Annotated in this window: 17 protein-coding genes and 1 tRNA gene; 16 read left to right on the top strand and 2 right to left on the bottom strand. The window is 70.2% G+C overall.

From position 1 onward, the window contains the following. The first annotated feature begins 40 nt into the window (after positions 1-40). The 8 genes from ABZT04_RS16860 (at position 41) to ABZT04_RS16825 (ending at position 10,517) form a co-directional block, all read left to right on the top strand. On the top strand, positions 41-1,534 hold the full coding sequence (locus tag ABZT04_RS16860) for a bifunctional cytidylyltransferase/SDR family oxidoreductase (protein WP_356057100.1): 1,494 nt from the start codon (positions 41-43) through the stop codon (positions 1,532-1,534). A gap of 59 nt (positions 1,535-1,593) precedes the next feature. Then, positions 1,594-3,672 carry a hypothetical protein gene (locus ABZT04_RS16855; protein ID WP_356057098.1) on the top strand — a complete coding sequence of 693 codons (2,079 nt, stop codon included), beginning with the start codon at positions 1,594-1,596 and terminating at the stop codon, positions 3,670-3,672. A gap of 186 nt (positions 3,673-3,858) precedes the next feature. Then, complete coding sequence (locus ABZT04_RS16850) at positions 3,859-5,061, top strand: glycosyltransferase family 2 protein (RefSeq protein WP_356057096.1); 1,203 nt, start codon at positions 3,859-3,861, stop codon at positions 5,059-5,061. Between the two features lie 518 nt (positions 5,062-5,579). Further along, complete coding sequence (proB, locus tag ABZT04_RS16845) at positions 5,580-6,686, top strand: glutamate 5-kinase (protein ID WP_356057093.1); 1,107 nt, start codon at positions 5,580-5,582, stop codon at positions 6,684-6,686. A gap of 137 nt (positions 6,687-6,823) precedes the next feature. After that, positions 6,824-7,291 carry a hypothetical protein gene (locus tag ABZT04_RS16840; RefSeq protein WP_356057091.1) on the top strand — a complete coding sequence of 156 codons (468 nt, stop codon included), beginning with the start codon at positions 6,824-6,826 and terminating at the stop codon, positions 7,289-7,291. 70 nt (positions 7,292-7,361) lie between these two features. Beyond that, entirely contained in the window at positions 7,362-8,648 is a 1,287-nt protein-coding gene (locus tag ABZT04_RS16835) for a glutamate-5-semialdehyde dehydrogenase (protein ID WP_356057089.1), read from the top strand. 121 nt (positions 8,649-8,769) lie between these two features. Then, on the top strand, positions 8,770-9,348 hold the full coding sequence (locus tag ABZT04_RS16830; RefSeq protein ID WP_356057086.1) for a hypothetical protein: 579 nt from the start codon (positions 8,770-8,772) through the stop codon (positions 9,346-9,348). A gap of 89 nt (positions 9,349-9,437) precedes the next feature. After that, positions 9,438-10,517: a hypothetical protein gene (locus tag ABZT04_RS16825; RefSeq protein WP_356057084.1), complete on the top strand. Its 1,080-nt coding sequence runs from the start codon at positions 9,438-9,440 to the stop codon at positions 10,515-10,517. A gap of 31 nt (positions 10,518-10,548) precedes the next feature. Here ABZT04_RS16825 and ABZT04_RS16820 read toward each other — a convergent pair whose 3' ends face one another. After that, positions 10,549-11,676: a M48 family metallopeptidase gene (locus ABZT04_RS16820; RefSeq protein WP_356057082.1), complete on the bottom strand. Its 1,128-nt coding sequence runs from the start codon at positions 11,674-11,676 to the stop codon at positions 10,549-10,551. 101 nt (positions 11,677-11,777) lie between these two features. Here ABZT04_RS16820 and ABZT04_RS16815 point away from each other — a divergent pair, with 101 nt between their 5' ends. The 7 genes from ABZT04_RS16815 to ABZT04_RS16785 all read left to right on the top strand — a co-directional run bounded on the left by ABZT04_RS16815 (position 11,778) and on the right by ABZT04_RS16785 (position 16,068). Next, entirely contained in the window at positions 11,778-11,939 is a 162-nt protein-coding gene (locus ABZT04_RS16815; RefSeq protein ID WP_356057080.1) for a hypothetical protein, read from the top strand. A 132-nt stretch (positions 11,940-12,071) separates the two neighbouring features. Then, the gene (locus tag ABZT04_RS16810) at positions 12,072-12,227 is read left to right on the top strand and encodes a hypothetical protein (RefSeq protein ID WP_356057078.1); all 156 of its coding nucleotides are present in this window, start codon (positions 12,072-12,074) and stop codon (positions 12,225-12,227) included. A 60-nt stretch (positions 12,228-12,287) separates the two neighbouring features. Beyond that, the gene (gene nadD, locus ABZT04_RS16805) at positions 12,288-12,953 is read left to right on the top strand and encodes a nicotinate-nucleotide adenylyltransferase (RefSeq protein WP_356057076.1); all 666 of its coding nucleotides are present in this window, start codon (positions 12,288-12,290) and stop codon (positions 12,951-12,953) included. 16 nt (positions 12,954-12,969) lie between these two features. Then, a complete protein-coding gene (locus ABZT04_RS16800; RefSeq protein WP_356057074.1) occupies positions 12,970-14,643 on the top strand; it encodes an LCP family protein in 1,674 nt (557 codons plus the stop codon). A gap of 153 nt (positions 14,644-14,796) precedes the next feature. Further along, positions 14,797-15,240 (top strand): ribosome silencing factor, encoded by a 444-nt coding sequence (gene rsfS, locus ABZT04_RS16795; protein ID WP_355921533.1) that lies wholly within the window; start codon positions 14,797-14,799, stop codon positions 15,238-15,240. Beyond that, positions 15,237-15,902, top strand: coding sequence for a histidine phosphatase family protein (locus ABZT04_RS16790; protein WP_356057072.1), 666 nt, complete (start codon positions 15,237-15,239; stop codon positions 15,900-15,902). Before rsfS ends, ABZT04_RS16790 begins: the two co-directional genes overlap by 4 nt. A 93-nt stretch (positions 15,903-15,995) precedes the next feature. Beyond that, positions 15,996-16,068 (top strand) — tRNA-Ala (locus ABZT04_RS16785). 47 nt (positions 16,069-16,115) lie between these two features. Here the strand turns inward: ABZT04_RS16785 and ABZT04_RS16780 are convergent. Then, complete coding sequence (locus ABZT04_RS16780; protein WP_356057070.1) at positions 16,116-16,973, bottom strand: helix-turn-helix transcriptional regulator; 858 nt, start codon at positions 16,971-16,973, stop codon at positions 16,116-16,118. A gap of 226 nt (positions 16,974-17,199) precedes the next feature. Between ABZT04_RS16780 and ABZT04_RS16775 the strand changes: the two genes are divergently transcribed. Next, positions 17,200-18,552: an MFS transporter gene (locus ABZT04_RS16775; protein WP_356057068.1), complete on the top strand. Its 1,353-nt coding sequence runs from the start codon at positions 17,200-17,202 to the stop codon at positions 18,550-18,552. The last annotated feature ends 1 nt before the right edge of the window (position 18,553 follow it).

The raw sequence follows: 18,553 nt of genomic DNA, 5'->3' as shown, positions 1-18,553 counted from the left end.
TGCGAGTTCCCCATTGTCCCGAGGTAGGTCAAGGTCACCTGTGTCGCACATAGCCAAGCCCCGCACCACCGCAGTGATCCTGGCCGGTGGCACCGGCCAGCGCGTGGGTCTCTCGATCCCCAAGCAGCTGCTGAAGATCGCCGGCAAGGCAGTCATCGAGCACACCCTGACCACCTTCGAGAACGCCGACTCGATCGACGACATCATCGTGCTGATGGCGCCGGGCTATGTCTCCGACATCGAGAAGATCGTCGCCAAGGCCGGCTTCAAGAAGGTCACCCGGATCATCGAGGGCGGCTCCACGCGCAACGAGACCACCGAGCGCGCCATCGCCGCGCTCGGTGAGGGCCTGGCCGAGGGCGAGGACCGCAACGTCCTCTTCCACGACGCCGTGCGCCCGCTGCTCTCGCGGCGCGTGATCGACGACTGCGTGGTCGCCCTGGAGCGCTTCCAGGCCGTCGACGTGGCCATCCCGTCCGCGGACACCATCATCGTGACCCGCACGCACGGCGAAGACGGCGAGTTCATCACCGAGATCCCGGACCGCTCCCGGCTGCGCCGCGGCCAGACGCCCCAGGCGTTCAAGCTGTCCACGATCCGCCGCGCCTACGAGGTCGCCGCGGGGGACCCCAACTTCCAGGCCACCGACGACTGTTCGGTCGTGCTCAAGTACCTGCCGGACGTGCCGATCCACGTCGTCGCGGGCGACGAGTACAACATGAAGGTCACCCAGCCCGTCGACGTCTTCATCGCCGACAAGCTCTTCCAGCTCGCCTCCACGGCCGCGCCCGAGCAGGTCGACGAGGAGGCCTACCGCCACCTGCTCACCGGCAAGACCCTGGTCGTCTTCGGCGGCTCGTACGGCATCGGCAAGGACATCGCCGAGGTCGCCGAGGGCTACGGCGCCACGGTGTACGCGCTGGGCCGCTCCACCACCGGCACGCACGTCGAGAACCCCGAGGAGGTCGACGACGCGCTGTCCAAGGCGTACGCCGAGACCGGGCGCATCGACTACGTCATCAACACCGCGGGCGTGCTGCGCATCGGCAAGCTGGCCGAGACGGACAACGCGACGATCGAGGAGGCGCTGAAGGTCAACTACCTGGCGCCGGTGCAGATCGCCCGTTCCGCGTACAAGTACCTCGCCGAGACCAAGGGCCAACTGCTGCTCTACACCTCCAGCAGCTACACCCGCGGCCGCGCCGAGTACAGCCTGTACTCCTCGACCAAGGCCGCGATGGTCAACCTCACGCAGGCCCTCTCCGACGAATGGGCCGGCGACGGCATCCGCGTCAACTGCATCAACCCGGAGCGCACGGCCACCCCGATGCGCACCAAGGCGTTCGGCCAGGAGCCCACGGGCACGCTGCTCTCCTCCGAGGCCGTCGCCCGCACCTCCCTCGACGTGCTGCTGTCCGAGCTGACCGGCCATGTCATCGACGTCCGCCAGCAGGACCCGACGGCTGGCGCGGCCAGGGCCTCCGGCTTCGAGGCCGCCCTGGCCTCGGTGCTGGACGTCCAGGACGGCGTTTAATTAAGCCTGACTCTGAGATCCCGGTAAATTACTCAAAACCCCCAAGAGCAGGTTTATCAGTGATTTCCACCGCCATCCGCGTTGCCCGGGTGGGCAGCGCGGCCGAGCTCGCCGCCGCCGTCCTCATGATGCTGGGCTTCCCCGCCCTCATGCTGGCCGCGCTCATCCCGAGCGTCCCCGCCTTCGCGGCCGCGGCCGTCGTGACCTACGTCGCCGACCACTATCTGCACCGCCAGGGCAGCTATCTGGTCAACCGCCTCAGCAAGGTCAGAGCGGGCCTCTCCATCCGCTTCCTGATCCGCCAGCTCCTGCTGATCCTGCTGCTGGCCCGCATGGACCTCACCGACCACCTCATCTTCTACGGCGCGATCGCCTGCTTCATCGCCTTCTACGGCCTCCAGGCCCCGCACGGCGCCGTCGTCACGCTGATCCGCAACCGCCGTCGGATGCCGGTCGCCACCCGCAACGTCGACCTGGGCTCGCGCATCAACATCCCGGACGCCCCGCCGTTCGGCCTGCTGGAGCGCTCCGCCGAGAAGATGCTCCACCTCGACCTCTTCGCCGTCGTCGGCCTGCTGATCTCCGCGCAGATGGACTCCGCCGTCGCCGGCTTCATCGGCATCGGCGTCACCCTGTTCCTGGGCACGCTCTACGTCCTCGCCCTGGTGCCGTACATACGGGGTACGAAGATCCCGCCGACGCCCGAGGTCATCCTCGAAGCCGTCGACGACTGGCTGCACGAGTACAAGCCGCAGACGGTGCTCTACTTCTCCGGCTCCAAGGACTCGGCGTACCAGGTCAACATGTGGCTGGAGACCATGGAGGAGCTGGACACCCGGCCCCTGGTCCTGCTCCGCGAGCGCGTCATACTGCAGAACCTCGCCCCCACCAAGGCCCCGGTCATCTGCGTGCCCGGCGGCGTGCACCTGATGAACATGGACCTGTCGACCGTGCGCGTCGCGCTGTACGCGGCCAACGTCGGCAAGAACATCCACCTGCTGCGCGTCCCCACCATGAAGCACGTCTTCATCGGCCACGGCGACAGCGACAAGCTGGCCAGCGTCAACCCGTACAGCAAGGTCTACGACGAGGTGTGGACCGCCGGCCGCGCGGGCCGCGACCGCTACGCCATCGCCGACGTCGGTGTCCGCGACGACGACATCGTCGAGGTCGGCCGCCCCCAACTCGCCCCGATCCAGCCCTTGCAGGGCGTGCCCGAGGGCCGTATCCCGACTGTGCTGTACGCGCCGACCTGGGAGGGCTGGGACGACAGCCCGGGCAACACCTCGCTCCTCCTCGCGGGCGAGAACATCGTGAAGAAGCTGCTCAAGGCCGACCCGCCGGTCCGTGTCCTGTACAAGCCGCATCCCTTCACCGGCACCGTCAGCCCCGCGGCCGGCTCCGCGCACCGCAAGGTCACCGCCCTGGTGGAGAAGGCCGCCGCCCAGCGCGCCACCGACCCCCGCTTCACCGCCGACGCGGCCGCCCAGACGAAGGCCAAGGCCGACCTGGCGCGCATCGAGGCCCGGATCACCGAACTGACCGGCGGCGCCGCCGACAAGGGCGACGAGGCCGAGCTGACCCGCGACGGCGTGGTCGACCTGGTCAAGTACGAGGAGATCGCCCGGCTGCGCGCCGAGTGGAACACCGCGTACTGGAACTCCTTCGGCACCTTCGAGCACCGGGTCATCTCGGGTGCCGAGCCGCGTCTGTACGACTGCTTCAACGTGTCCGATGCGATGGTCTCCGACATCTCCAGCGTGGTCTCCGACTTCATCGCGAGCGGCAAGCCGTACGCGGTCACGGACTCCGCGCAGTTGGGCGTCGAGGAGTTCAAGCGGCAGAACACCGCGGTGCGTGCCGCCGTGATCCTCTCCAACAAGGCAACGGAACTGGGCGAGTTGCTCGCCGCGGTCCGCGCCCCGGAGGCCGACCCGCTGGCCGAGGACCGCAAGGAACTCAAGGAGTACCTGCTCGGCCCGGACGAGCCCACGTCCATCCAGCAGTTCAACACCGCGGTGGCGAATCTGGCGCTGAAGTCCCAGGCCCGCAATGCCGGCCAGGAGCGGGCGGCGGCGAGCGGCGAGACGACGAGCCCGGCGGAGGCCCATCTGTCGGCGGACCCGACCGTCGGCTGACATACGTGGGGGCCGACTGACTGACGTCGCCTTTCGGCCAGTATTTGGTCAAGAAGAGCCCGGTTTTCGAGGAGTGATCCTCAAAAACCGGGCTCTTTTGCGTACCCCCTGCTGACGGAGGACAACCCATCCGCCTGTTCGCCCGTCTTCGAGATGGCGATCCAGTGAACGAAGGGGGACGCGACCGTGCCGCAGCCTGATGTGACCGTGGTCATCGGGGCGTACGAGGCGATGCCGTACCTGGTCGAGTGCCTGCGCTCGGTCGAGGCGCAGACGCTGGACCCGGCCCGTATCGAGGTCGTCGCCGTCGACGACGGCTCGACGGACGGCACGGGGGAGTACCTGGAGGAGTTCGCCGCCCGCGCCGCGACCCAGGTCACCGTGATCCGCCAGGAGAACTCCGGCGGCCCCAGCTCCCCGCGCAACGTCGGCCTCGGCAAGGCGACCGGGCGCTACGTCTTCTTCCTCGACGCCGACGACCGGCTCGCCCCCGAGGCCCTGGAGCGCATGGTCGCGATGGCCGACCGCAACGGCACGGACGTGGTGCTCGGCAAGGTCGAGGGCATCAACCGGGTTCCGCCCAAGGCGGCGTGGGTCGAGACGCTGGAGCGCACCGACGTCTTCCACTCCAACATCAAGTTCACGCTGAGCGCCCAGAAGCTGTTCCGGCGGGCGCTGTTGGAGCGGCACAGCATGCGGTTCGACGAGTCGCTGTTCACCGGCGAGGACGCCCTGTTCACGATGGAGGCCTATCTGCGGGCCGACGGCGTCTCGGTGATCGCCGACCACGTCTGCTACTACCTGGTGGGCCGCGACGACGGCAAACACGTGACGAAGAGCGGGAGTTACACCCTGCGCTTCGACTCGGCGCGCGCGTTGATGAACCTCATCGCGGAGATGGTCCCGCCGGGCGTGGAGCGCGACAAGCTGATGGTCCGACCCTTCCTGGTCACCCTGCTCCCGCAGTTCGGCCCGAAATACCTCAAGGACAGCGAGCAGACCAGACGCCACAAGTTCGAGCTGGCCAAGCCGCTGATGGCCGCCCACTGGACCGCCGAGGTGGCCCTCCGCCTCAAGGTCGATGAACGCCTCCGCCTGCACCTGGTGGCCCACGAGCGCCCCGAACTCCTCCTGGACGTCGTGGAGTTCATCAAGTCGAAGAAACGTCCCGACGCGGTCGTGGAGAAGCGGGGCCGCCGCGTCTACCTGGCGTATCCGCACTTCCGCTCCGACTCGGCGGCCCTGCCCGACTCCCTGTACCTCGCCGAGCCCCGGGAGGCCCGGGGGGTCGAGGGGTACCGGGAGGGGGCGGCGGGCGCGTTGTTCCGCCGGGCGGCGCGGAAGATGCGCAGGGTGCTGAGGACCCGGGCGAGGGCCGCGGCGGCGTGAGGTGAGCCGACCGGCCGGGGGCGGGAGCGACTGCGTGGGGTGATCGGAGCGGGGGTCGGCGTGGTCGCGTGCGGGTGCCCGGGGCGCTGGGACCGGATGGCCCGCTGGGGCGGGGCACGGCGGCGTCAGGCGGTCCCGGCGCGGAGAACGGGGCTGGCCCGGCGGGGTGAGGGGCGGCCGGACGCGGGTCCGACGGCGTCGGGTGGCCGCGCCGCTTCCCGACGTCGAGCACGGGACGGTAGGGGGTATGGGCGCAGCGTGACGGGGGCCGGTGCCGGAGCGGTGCGGGTGCGCCATGGCTGGTCGCGCCCGCGCGGCGGAGCCGCACATGGGGGCGCGGGACCGTGACATCAGCGGCTCCGCCGCGTGGGCGCGACCAGCCCCCACCCTTACCGTGATTCCCCCTGTCCGGGACCTGGACCGATGTGCGGTGGGCGATCCGGTTCGCGTAGATTGCCGCGCGGGGCAGCCGGACCTACGCGAGGGGAAGTCAGCACGTGGCAGGGGCAAGGCAGGCCGTGACCGAAGCCCGCAGGATTGTCGTCAAGGTGGGGTCCTCCTCGCTGACCACCGCGGCCGGCGGTCTGGACGCCGACCGGGTCGACGCGCTCGTCGACGTCCTCGCCAAGAGCCGCGGCGGGGGAGAGAAAGAGGTCGTCCTCGTCTCCTCCGGCGCCATCGCCGCCGGACTCGCCCCGCTCGGACTGCGCCGCCGCCCCAAGGACCTGGCCCGCCAGCAGGCCGCCGCCAGCGTCGGCCAGGGCCTCCTCGTGGCCCGCTACACCGCCTCCTTCGCCCGCTACGGCATCCGCGTCGGACAGGTACTGCTGACCTCCGACGACATGAGCCGCCGCTCCCACCACCGCAACGCCTCCCGCACCCTCGACAAACTCCTCGCCATGGGCGCCCTCCCGATCGTCAACGAGAACGACACGGTCGCCACCGACGAGATCCGCTTCGGCGACAACGACCGGCTCGCCGCCCTCGTCGCCCACCTCGTCCACGCCGACCTGCTGGTCCTGCTCTCCGACATCGACGGCGTCTACGACGGCGACCCCAGCCGGCCCGGCACCTCGCGGATAGCGGAGGTCCGGGGACCGCAGGACCTCGCCCACGTCGAGATCGGCAGCGCGGGCAAGGCCGGCGTCGGCACCGGCGGCATGGTCACCAAGGTCGAGGCGGCCCGTATCGCAGCCGCCGCGGGCATCCCCGTCGTGCTCACCAGCGCGGTCCACGCGGCCGACGCGCTGACCGGCGGCGACACCGGAACCTACTTCCACGCCACCGGAAAACGCTCCGCGGACCGGCTGCTCTGGCTCCAGCACGCGTCCACCCCCCAGGGCTCGCTGACGCTCGACGACGGCGCCGTGCGCGCGGTCGTACAGCGCCGGATGTCCCTGCTGCCGGCCGGAATCGCCGCCGTGGAAGGGGAGTTCAGCGCGGGCGACCCCGTCGAACTCCGCGACAGCGCCGGACACCCCGTCGCCCGGGGCCTGGTCAACTTCGACGCCAAGGAGATCCCCCAACTGATCGGCCGCTCCACCAGGGAACTGGCACGGGAGCTGGGACCGTCGTACGAGAGGGAAGTCGTACACAGGGACGACCTGGTGATCCTGCACCCGTAAAACAACCGAAACGTCCGCCTCCCCCCGGTGGACCTTCCGTAAAAGCGCCACGCGGACGCCTTCGGCCTGCTCAACTTTGTCTCAGGGACACATTCCGCGCGAGCACAGCAGCTCGACCACTGCGTAAGGAGGCCGTCGTGAGACGAGTGCGCCCTGGGGCGGCGGCGTCCCGCGGTGGAGCCACCTCCCGCGCGCCCGGCGAGGAGCGCGCGCTGACGAGCGTCGCGGCCGGCGCCCGGTACGAGGGCGGGGAACCCAAGGACATCCCCCGCCTGTGGCATGTCACCCTCAGCGTCTCCGGCGGCGAGACCCCGCTGAAGGAGGTGCGGCGCGGCCTGGAACAGCTCGCCCACGACCATCCCTTTCTGCTGACCAGCCGCTATGCCAACGACCACGCGGAGATCCGCTACTGGGAAGAGGCCCGCGACCTGCACGACGCGGCCGCCGTCGCCCTCCGCCTGTGGGGCGAGCACCGCCAGACCGCCCAGCTCCCGCCGTGGGAGATCGTCGGTCTTGAGGTCATCGACCGCGAGACCTACCACCAGCGCATCTCCGAGGGATACGGCCCGCTGCCCGCCACCCCGGTCGGCGTCCACCCGTTCTGAGACCCCTTGTGAGGTCTCGCGGTTTGGGACAGCCGGTGGACGCCTCCGTCGGGCGCACTACCCTTCCCTCATGACCACGCTCTCGCCGTACGACTCCATGTCCCCGGTCACGCGGGCCGCGTACCGCGCCAAGTCCGCCGCCGCCGATCTCGCACCGCTGCCGCGGGCGGAGAAGGACGACGCGCTGCTCGCCATCGCGGACGCGCTGGAGGTCCGTACGAGCGAGATCGTCGAGGCCAACGCCAAGGACATCGCCAAGGCCCGCGCGGCCGGCACCAGTGAGGCGATCATCGACCGGCTGACGCTGACCCCCGAGCGCGTCCGGGCCATCGCCTCCGACGTACGGGACGTCGTCGCGCTGCCCGACCCGGTCGGCGAGGTCGTCCGCGGCTCGACCCTCCCGAACGGCATCGACCTGCGCCAGGTCCGCGTCCCCCTCGGCGTGGTCGGCATCATCTACGAGGCCCGCCCGAACGTCACCGTGGACGCCGCCGCGCTCTGCCTCAAGTCCGGCAACGCGGTCCTGCTGCGCGGCTCGGCCTCCGCCTACGAGTCCAACACCGCCCTCGTGCGCGTCCTGCGGGACGCCGTCGGCGGCGCCGGACTGCCCGCCGACGCCGTGCAGTTGGTGCCCGGCGAGAGCCGCGAGAGCGTGCGCGAACTGATGCGCGCCCGCGGTCTCGTCGACGTCCTGATTCCCCGCGGCGGCGCCTCCCTCATCCAGACCGTCGTCTCCGAGTCCACGGTCCCCGTGATCGAGACCGGCGTCGGCAACTGCCACGTCTACGTCGACGCCGACGCCGACCTCGACATGGCGATCGACATCCTGATCAACTCCAAGGCCCAGCGGCCCAGCGTCTGCAACGCCGCCGAGACCCTCCTCGTGCACCAGGACATCGCCCCCGAGTTCCTGCCGCGCGCCCTGGACGCCCTCGCGGAGGCCGGCGTCACCGTGCACGCCGACGAGCGCGTCCTGGCCTACGCCAAGGGCTCCGAGGCCACCGTCGTGGAGGCCACCCCGGAGGACTGGGACACCGAGTACCTCTCCTACGACATCGCCGCCGCCGTCGTCGACTCGCTCGACAAGGCCGTCCAGCACATCCGGCTGTGGAGCTCCGGCCACACCGAGGCGATCGTCACCACCTCCCAGCAGGCCGCCCGCCGCTTCACCCAGTTGGTCGACTCCACCACCGTCGCCGTGAACGCCTCCACCCGCTTCACGGACGGCAGCCAGTTCGGCTTCGGCGCGGAGATCGGCATCTCCACCCAGAAGCTGCACGCCCGGGGCCCGATGGGCCTGCCGGAGCTGACGAGCACCAAGTACATCGTCACCGGCGACGGGCACATCCGCCGCTGAGGCACAGGGCGTCCGGCATATGCGCCGGGCATACGGGCTCGTGGTGGGAGACACGTCTCACCCAGCGGATGAATTTCCATACCGTCTGCCCAAATTGACCCCCCAGGTCTACTCTGGAGAGGTGCCGGAGGACGTGGGGGGCACGCCGTTCCCTGACGGCTGGGAGCCCGACGACGACCACGACCGCGGAATGTCGGACGAAGAGTTCGCATCCGTGGTCTTCGACGAGGCCTTCGTACGGGCGGCCGTAGTACACGAGCCGACCGCCGTCGAGCGTCTCCTTGCCGCCGCGCAGGCCAGAGCAGAGGCCTCCGAGGCAGAGGCCCGCCGAGCCCAGCGTGGCAGAGCCGCAGGCGGCGACGACCTCTTCGAGGACGCCTACGGACGCCAATTCGGCCATGATCCGGAACTCGACGACCTGGACGACACCGACCTCGTCGAGGGCCGCTACGGCGCCCCGGGGACCTACGGCAAACAGGTCCGCTGGCACCGGCCGGTCGCCTGGCTGCTCGCCCTCGTGATGGGCATCGGCATGGTCGCCCTGGCTTTCTCGGCGGTCTACCGCGGCGCGTCCTCGGGCAACAGGGACCGCGTCCCGCCCCCGGCCTCCACCGGCGTTGAACAGGGCACGGCGGTGGCACCCTCCGCTTCCGCCGACAACTCCCAGCCACCGCTCTCGGCCGCCCCGCGCAAACCCTGAGCGACCGCTGACCGGCCCGGTGAGAACCTGTCAGAACTTGTCGTGTACCAGGGCGTTTACCGGAGGCTCCGGAGACCTACTCTGAAAGTATGGGCGGTCCAGGAGACCCACCTGAGGGGACACCCGAGGGCGCTCCCGGTGGTGGTGAGGACGAGTATCGATCCGTCGTATTCGACGAGTCGTTCGTCCGCGCTGCCCGGCTCCAGGAGTTCTCCGCCCAGGAGCGCATGGCCGACCACGCGCCCGCCGTCCGCCGCCGCCCGGCCCTGCGCCGCGGCCTCTCCCGCCAGGCACTGATCCTCGTCCTGCTGATCGCCGTCGCCTTCGGCACCGCGATCTACATGGGCGTACGGCACCCCTACACCACCCCCACGGCCCAGCAGCCCGCCGAGCCGCTGCGGATGACCGTGATCCCGCTCTCCCCGCAGGGCAGGGTGCCGGGGGCGGCCGACGCCGAGTTCCTCTACGCGCACTCTCCGGCCGCGCAGTTCGGCATCGGCGGAGAGGGCATACCGCTGCCGGCCGCGCGGCGCACCGCGCACTTCTCGGACAGCCAGCTCGTGGCCGCGCTGAGCACCGCCAAGGACTACATCGTGGAGTCCTCGCTCTACCCGGCCGTGCTCACTGGCGGACAGATCCGCCCCGCGCGTGTCCTCGTCGACCCGGACCAACTCGACCAGTTCGACCAGAGTTTCGAGCACCCGACCGCCGACGGCCGGCACGAGCCCACCGGATGGCTGGTTCGCTTCGACCCGTCACGCGTCCAACTGGCCGACCGCAAGATCCGCGTCCAGGCCACCCTGGAGGCCACCGAGGTCGACTCGGCCACCCTTGAGGTCACCGCCGACGGAACCTTCGTCTACGCGCTCCGGGCGACCGGCACGGCGGGCTCCGGCGACAAGGCTCAGGTCTCCCTGTTCACCGTCCGCCGCGAGCTGCACTTCCGCTTCGACCGCGACGACCTGCGCATGCACCAGGCCCAGCTCGTCGTCTCCTACCTCCAGGCCGGGCCCCTGTCCTGCGCCGAGGACTCCGTGACCCATCTGCACCCGCTGCTCGCCGGCCAGACCGCCAAGGAAGGCGGCCCGGCCGGCACGGACCCCTTCGCGACCGACAGCGCCACGGCCCTGTGCGGATCACTGGCGGCCGGCGCACAGCCGAAGGTGTGAGGTCGGCGTGGATCGGTGAGAGCGGTGCGGGTCAGTCCCCGTCGCGCGGCGGTGTGTCCGTGGGCGGCTGCTCCGTGCCGTTGGCCGACTCCGACGGCGGTCCGTCCTGCGGGCTCGAACTCGCGAAGCCGCCGAAACCGCGCCGCACCCGGCCGCCCAGGTCGCCCGCGCCGCCGGCGAGGTCGCTGACCAGCTTCATCAGCGGGTCCTTGGAGCTCTTCACATTGCCGGCGTAGCTCGCCGCCGACTCGCGGAACGAGTCCGAGACCGAGGTGTCCTTGTCCTCGCTGCGCCGCGGGTAGTGGCCGTCCATGATCCGCTGGTAGTCGCGGGACTCCGCCCACTTCTTGAGCTCGGCCGCCCGCACGGTGGTGAACGGGTGGGAGCGGGGCAGCACATTGAGGATCTTCAGCACCGAGTCGCGCAGGTCGCCGCCCGACTCGAACTCCTCGGCCTGCTGGAGGAACGCGTCCACATTCATCTCGTGCAGGTGGTTGCCGCCCGCGATCTTCATCAGGCCGCGCATCGAGGCCTTCAGGTCCTGGCCGACCAGCAGACCCGCGCGGTCGGCGGACAGCTCCGACTTGCGGAACCACTCGCGCAGCGCCGTCACGATCGCCAGGATCGCGAGATTGCCCAGCGGGATCCAGGCGACCTTCAGGGCCAGGCTGGTCAGGAACAGCAGGATCGTGCGGTACACCGAGTGGCCGGAGAGGGCGTGGCCCACCTCGTGGCCGACGACCGCCCGCATCTCCTCCTCGTCGAGCAGCTCGACCAGGCCGGTGGTGACGACGATGATCGGCTCGTCCAGGCCGATGCACATCGCGTTGGGCTGCGGGTCCTGGGTGACGTACATCGGCGGGACCTTCTCCAGGTCCAGGATGTAACAGGCGTCCCGCAGCATGTCGTTGAGGTGCGCGAACTGCTGGTCCGACACGCGTACCGAGTCGGACAGGAACAGCAGCCGCAGACTGCGCTCGGGCAGCAGCCCGCTGAGCGCCTTGAACACGGTGTCGAACCCGCTCAGCTTGCGCAGCGCCACCAGGGCGGAGCGGTCGGCCGGGTGCTCGTACGCACGCGAGGAGATCCCCGGGAAGCGCCTGCGCTGCCTGCTCGGCACGTTCTCGTGCCCGTTCTGCTCGTGGCCGTCTTCGGACATGTGGTCCCCCATGTGCGTGTGAGTGCCCTGAGTGCCCCCGAAGCAGAGCCCAGCCTAGGCGGAGATACCGTTGACGGGCAGTACAGCGAAGGAGTCAACGCATGGAGCCCCATTCCGCAGCCGCCTGGCTGGCAGAGGCCGCGAGCGCCGCCCCCCGGCAAGGGTCGGGGGACCTGCTCAAGGTCGTACTGGTCGTGATGTTCCTCGGCTGCATCCTGACCGCGTGGTTCCTGCTGCGCGGGTACAAACAGAAGGACGACTGAGACGCCCGTCGAGTTCCCTGTCGCGTTCCGGTCGGGTTCCCAATGGCGGAGTCGGCGTGATCGCCGTCGGGGCGCCCGCTTACGATGGGCCGACATCTTTATCCCGCCCACACCGGATAGGTTCTGCTGAAGATGAGCATCCACGGCACTGCTGCCCAGTTGGCCACCCTTGCCGCCGAGGGCGGTGGCAACCACGAGAGTCTCCAGCCGATCATCACCGGTGGCGGCGCGTTCCTCGTCCTGATGCTCCTGCTGTGGATCACCACCCGCTTCAACCGTGACCGCTAGGCCGGCCGGGTCCACGGTGGCTCACGAGGCCTTCATATCGGGCCGGTAGGGTCTGCACGCATGGGAGAGCAGGACATGCCTACCGGTCCGGTGCACCACAAGGTCAACGGCCCGCGCAACAACGGCCCGTCGAACCCCGGCAAGCGCCGGCTCGGCGTCATGGGCGGGACGTTCGACCCGATCCACCACGGACACCTCGTGGCGGCCAGCGAGGTCGCCGCGCAGTTCCACCTGGACGAGGTGGTGTTCGTCCCGACCGGGCAGCCCTGGCAGAAGACCGACCGCAAGGTCGCGCTCGCCGAGGACCGCTATCTGATGACGGTGATCGCGACCGCCGAGAACCCCCAGTTCTCGGTGAGCCGCATCGACATCGACCGCGGCGGCCCCACCTACACCACGGACACCCTGCGCGACCTGCGTGCGCTCAACCCGGACGCGGACCTCTTCTTCATCACCGGCGCCGACGCCCTGGGCCAGATCCTGACCTGGCGGGACGCGGCGGAGCTGTTCTCTCTCGCGCACTTCATCGGGGTCACCCGGCCCGGCCACACCCTGACCGACCCGGGTCTTCCGGAGGGCGGCGTCTCGCTGGTCGAGGTTCCCGCGCTCGCCATCTCCTCAACAGACTGCCGTGCGAGAGTCGCCAAGGGCGATCCCGTCTGGTACCTGGTGCCCGACGGAGTCGTGCGCTATATCGACAAGCGCGAGCTGTACCGCGGCGAGTGAGCCGAGAGGGGCACCGGTGAACGACCGATACGACGGCGGGTACGGCGACCAGTACGAACTCGTCGGCTACGACGAGTACAACCAGCCTGTCTACCGGCAGGTCCCGGCCCAGCAGGCCCAACAGCCCCCGCAGCAGCAGCCGTACGACCCGTACGGGCAGCAGCAACAGGGCTACGGCTACGACCCGTACGCGACCGGCACCCAGCAGCGGACGCCCGACTACGACACGGGCACCCAGCAGCCTGTCGCGCCCTACGACCCCTACGACACCGGGACCACGACGGCCTACGACCCCTACGGGCAGGCCGCGACCAGTGGACAGCAGCCCCGGGTCGCCGAGCAGACCGCCTACATCCCGCAGCAGGCCGGGCCGGCCGAGGACACGGACACCCCGGACGCGCGTGAACGGGACTACCACACCGGGCAGTTCGCCTTCGTGGAGGAGCCGACCGACGACTCCGAGGACGTCATCGACTGGCTGAACTTCACCGAGAACCGCACCGAGCGCCGCGAAGAGGCCAAGCGCCGGGCCCGCGGCCGCCTGGTCGCCCTCGTCGTGGTCATGGCGCTGGTCGTGGCCGGCGGCGCCGGCTACCTCTGGTACGCCGGGAAGCTCCCCGGAGTGTCCTCGTCCGGCTCGAAGACGGGCACCACGACGGCCGCGGGCGCCCAGAACCGCGACGTGATCGTCGTCCACCTGCACAACACCTCGGCGGGCGGCACCTCCACCGCGCTGCTTGTCGACAACACCACCACCAAGCAGGGCACCACCGTGCTGGTGCCCAACTCCCTCGCCCTCACGGACGACGACGGCAACACGACGACGCTGGCCAAGTCGGTCGACGACGACGGCTCCTCCGGGACGCGCGACGAACTCGACACAGTCCTCGGCACCAACATCGAGGGCACCTGGCGCCTGGACACCCCCTACCTCCAGAACCTGGTCGACCTCGTCGGCAACATCAACATCGACACCAACGCCGAGGTGCCCGACCCGACCGCGACGAAGAAGGGTGCCGCGCCCCTCGTCCACAAGGGCAAGGACCAGACCCTCAGCGGCAAGATGGCCGTCGCCTACGCCACCTACCGTGCCTCGGGCGAGGCCCAGAACGCCCAACTGGAGCGGTTCGGCCAGGTCATGCAGGGCGTCCTGCGCCAGTTGACCTCCGACCCGACGGCGGCGACCACCACCGTGCAGACGCTGGCCCAGATCCTCGACCCGTCGCTCACCGACAAGGACCTCGGCACCTTCCTCGCCAAGCTCGCCGACCTCGCCAAGGGCGGCGACTACAAGACGGCCCTGCTGCCCGTCCAGAACGACGGCACCATGACCGCACAGGCCTCCGCCAGTGTCGTCAAGGACGTCCTCGGCGGCAGCGCGAAGAGCCCCGACGAGGGCTCGGCGGTCCGGGTCGCCGTCCAGAACGCCACCGGCGTCAAGGACGACACCGAGAAGGCCCGCGTCGTCCTCCTCAACGGCGGCTTCACCTTCCTGGAGTCGGGCACCACGTCCTCGACCTCGGCCACGTCCAAGATCACGTACTCCGACGCGGCCGACAAGGAGAACGCCACCGAGGTCGCCAAGACCCTGGGCCTGCCCACCAGCACCGTGACCAAGGGCACAGTGTCCGCGAACGCGGATGTCTCAGTGGTCCTGGGCGAGGACTACAAGCCGTCGTCGTCCTCGTGACGAAGGCGCGGCGGCTGTGACGGAGAGCACGCCCCGGAGGCCCGAGCCGGAGTTCGGGCCGCCGTCCGGGGCGTGATCCGTCATTCACGTGGGGTGCCGTCCACGGTCCGTGAGACCCTTGAGGTCTGTTGACCGCCGACCGAAAGCCGCGTAGTGACCGCCACTGACCGCTCCATCGAGCTCATCACCGCCGCCGCCCAAGCGGCCGCCGACAAGCTCGCGCACGACATCATCGCCTACGACGTCAGCGACGTGCTGTCGATCACGGATGCCTTCCTGCTGGCCTCCGCTCCCAACGACCGTCAGGTCAAGTCGATCGTCGACGAGATCGAGGAGCGGCTCAGCAAAGAACTCGGCGCCAAGCCGGTCCGCCGCGAGGGCGACCGCGACGCCCGCTGGATCCTGCTCGACTACGTCGACATCGTCGTCCACGTCCAGCACAGCGAGGAGCGGGTCTTCTACGCCCTGGAGCGGCTGTGGAAGGACTGCCCCGAGCTGGACCTCCCCGCCGACGCCAAGGCCACCCGCGGCAAGTCCGCCGAGCACGCCAAGCTGCAGGCCGAGGAGGACGCCTCCGAGTTCGGGGAGGTGCGGTGAGCGTCGGCGCGGACGGCCGGAAGGCGGGCCGGGGCCGCCGCGTCATCCTGTGGCGCCACGGCCAGACCGCGTGGAACGTGGAGCGCCGCTTCCAGGGCACCACGGACGTCGAGTTGACCGAGACCGGCATCGGCCAGGCCCGCCGGGCCGCCCGGCTGCTGGCCTCGCTCGGGCCCGACGCGATCGTCGCCTCCGACCTGAAGCGGGCGGCGAACACGGCCGCCGAACTGGCCGCCCTCACCGACCTCGACGTCACGCACGACGAGGGCCTGCGGGAGACCTACGCGGGCGTCTGGCAGGGCCTGACGCACGAGCAGATCATCGCCCGCCACGGCGAGGAGTACGCCGCGTGGAAGCGCGGCGAGCCGGTGCGCCGCGGCGGCGGCGAACTGGAGACAGAGGTCGCCGACCGGGCCGCCCCCGTCGTGCTGCGGCACGCCGAGAAGCTGCCCGAGGACGGCACCCTCGTGGTGGTCAGCCACGGCGGCACGATCCGCACCACCATCGGCCGGCTCCTCGGTCTGGAGTCCCCGCACTGGGAGAGCCTCGGCGGTCTCTCCAACTGCTGCTGGTCCGTGCTCGGCGAGGGCGCCCGCGGCTGGCGTCTGCTGGAACACAACGCCGGCACGCTCCCCGAACCGGTGCTCGGCGACGACGACTGAGCTGCGCCGATGGGCCCCGACCCCGGATTTCACTTTCCGGCAGGTCGCAGGCTAAAGTTCTTCTTGTTCGCCCGCCGAGCGGGAAGAACACAAGGGGCTATAGCTCAGTTGGTAGAGCGCCTGCATGGCATGCAGGAGGTCAGGAGTTCAATTCTCCTTAGCTCCACAGATCGATAGATCGACACTCTCCAGTTGTCAAAGATCCCGTCCCGCTCAGGGGCGGGATTTTTCTGTTGCGGTCACCGTTGCTGTCAGCGTTTCCGCGCGCCGCCGAGTCTCCTCGTCGGCCGGGGTGTAGACCACGATCCGGCACTCCGGCATGCCGTTGACCGACAACGACACCGACGTCATCCGCATCTCGCCCACCTCCGCGTGCCGGAACGTCTTCACCCGCCGCCCCGGCTCCGCCACGTCCCCGCTCTCCCACAGCCGCGCGAAGAGCGGACTCGCCGCCGACAGCCCCCGTATGAACTCCTCCCAGGCGGGCTCGCCGGTATGCAGTCCGTAGGCCGAGCGCAGCATCGCCACCATCACCGGCAGTTCCGTCTCCCGGAACAGCAGCGGACACTCCTCCTCCGGCACCGCGAACAACCTCCACATCACGTTCGGCACTTGATCCGTCGGCAGCGGCTCCGGCCAGAACATCGTCCGGTAGACGGAGTTGGCGGCGAGGATGTCGTACCGCGAGTTGTAGACCACCGCCGGGCGCGGGTCGAGGGCGTCGAGGATGCCTTGTATCTCCGGCCCCACGCTCTGCGCGATCACTTCCGGCGGATGCGCGTACGGCACCTCGGCCAGGTGGTACAGATGCTCCCGCTCCGGGGCGTCCAGCCGCAGCGTGCGCGCCACCGCGTCCAGGACCTGCGCGGACGCGTTGATCGGGCGGCCCTGTTCGAGCCAGGTGTACCAGGTGACGCCCACGCCGGAGAGCTGCGCGACCTCCTCGCGGCGCAGGCCCGGCGTACGCCGCCTGAAGCCCGGCGGCATGCCGACGTCGTGCGGTGTCACCCTGGCGCGCCTGCTGCGTAGAAACGCGGCCAGCTCAGGTCGGCGGCGCTGTGTCGTCCCCATCGTCACATCCCCCATACTCGACGCCCGACTTGGCCCGTGCCAGGTGCTGCCAGTACCAGCATCGGCGGGCACTCGGCACCCTTACCGAAGCGGCCCCACGCTCGACGGCATGACGACAACACCCCGGACGGGACCGGCTTCCGCCCCCGTTCCAAGTCCTGCCACCAGTAAAGACCCTGGCACTGACAATCGCCGTGGGCCGCTGCTCGCCGTCCTGCTCTCGGCCATGTTCATGGCGCTGCTCGACGTGTTCATCGTGAACGTCGCCGCCCCCACCATCGGCGCCGAACTCGACGCGTCCGGCGCCGACTTGCAGCTCGTGATCGCCGGCTACACCATCACGTACTCGGTGCTGCTGATCACCGGCGCACGGCTCGGCGACCGGCTCGGCCACGCCCGGGTCCATCTCGTGGGGCTCGCCCTCTTCACCGCCGCCTCGCTCGCCTGCGGACTGGCCCAGAGCTCGACCGGGCTGATCGTGTTCCGGCTGATCCAGGGTTCCGGCTCGGCGCTGATGCTTCCGCAGGTGCTCAGCCTGATCCAACGCAACTTCACCGGAGAGGCCCGGGCGCGGGCGCTGGGCATGTACTCGGCGGTCATCGCCGTAGGCGCGGCGGCCGGGCAGATCGTCGGCGGCGTGCTGGTCAGCGCCGATCTGTTCGGCACCGGCTGGCGGCCGGTGTTCCTGGTCAACGTGCCCGTGGGCGTCGTACTTCTGCTCGTCGGCAGGCGCGTACTGCCGCGGGAGGGCCGGGCGGAGCCGGAGCGGGCGCGGCCCTTCGACCTGCCGGGGCTGCTGCTGCTCGGCTCGGCCGTGTCGCTGCTCACGGTCCCGCTGGTGCTGGGGCAGGAGGAGGACTGGCCGCTGTGGTCGTGGCTGTCGCTGATCGCGGCGGCGGTGCTCTTCGCGTCCTTCTGGGTCTACGAGTCCCGGCTCGCGCGGCGCGGCGGCGCCCCGCTGATCGCGCCCCGGGTGCTGCGTCACCCCGGCATGGGTCTCGCCGTCTTCCGGATCCTGGCGGCGATGGCCGTCAACGGCGGCTTCCTGTTCGCGCTGACCCTGCACGTGCAGGGCGGCCTCGGTTTCAGCGCCCTGCGGGCCGGCCTCACCTTCGCACCGACCGCGGTCGCCTTCGGGGTGGTCGGCCTGACCTGGCGCAGGTGGCCCGCGGCCTGGCAGCGGGTGCTGACCCCGCTCGGTTTCGTGATCACGACGGTGGCCGTCGCGGGAGTCGGGCTGGCGTTCGAAGGCGGCGATCGCGGCGGGGCCGTACTGTACGTGGCGTACGTCGGTGTGGGGGCCGGGCTCGCGCTCGCCTTCAGTCCGACGCTGACCCGGGCCCTCGCCACCGTGCGGCCCGAGGACGCGGCGGACGCCAGCGGTCTGCTCTCCACGGTCGCGCAGTTGGGTCAGCTCATCGGAGTCGCGGTTTTCGGCACACTGTTCTTGAACCGGCTTGAGTCACTTGGGGCCCCGGGGGCGTATACCTCTGCGGAGGCGCTTTTGGCGTGCATGTTCGCGCTGGCGGGGACGGCCGCGGTGGGTGCCGTGTCCGGACTGGTACTGAGGCGTCGCTGAC

Origin of the sequence: Streptomyces sp. NPDC005492, from assembly GCF_040605995.1 — a bacterium.
Taxonomy (GTDB): domain Bacteria; phylum Actinomycetota; class Actinomycetes; order Streptomycetales; family Streptomycetaceae; genus Streptomyces.
This window is presented reverse-complemented; position numbering and strand designations above follow the sequence as displayed.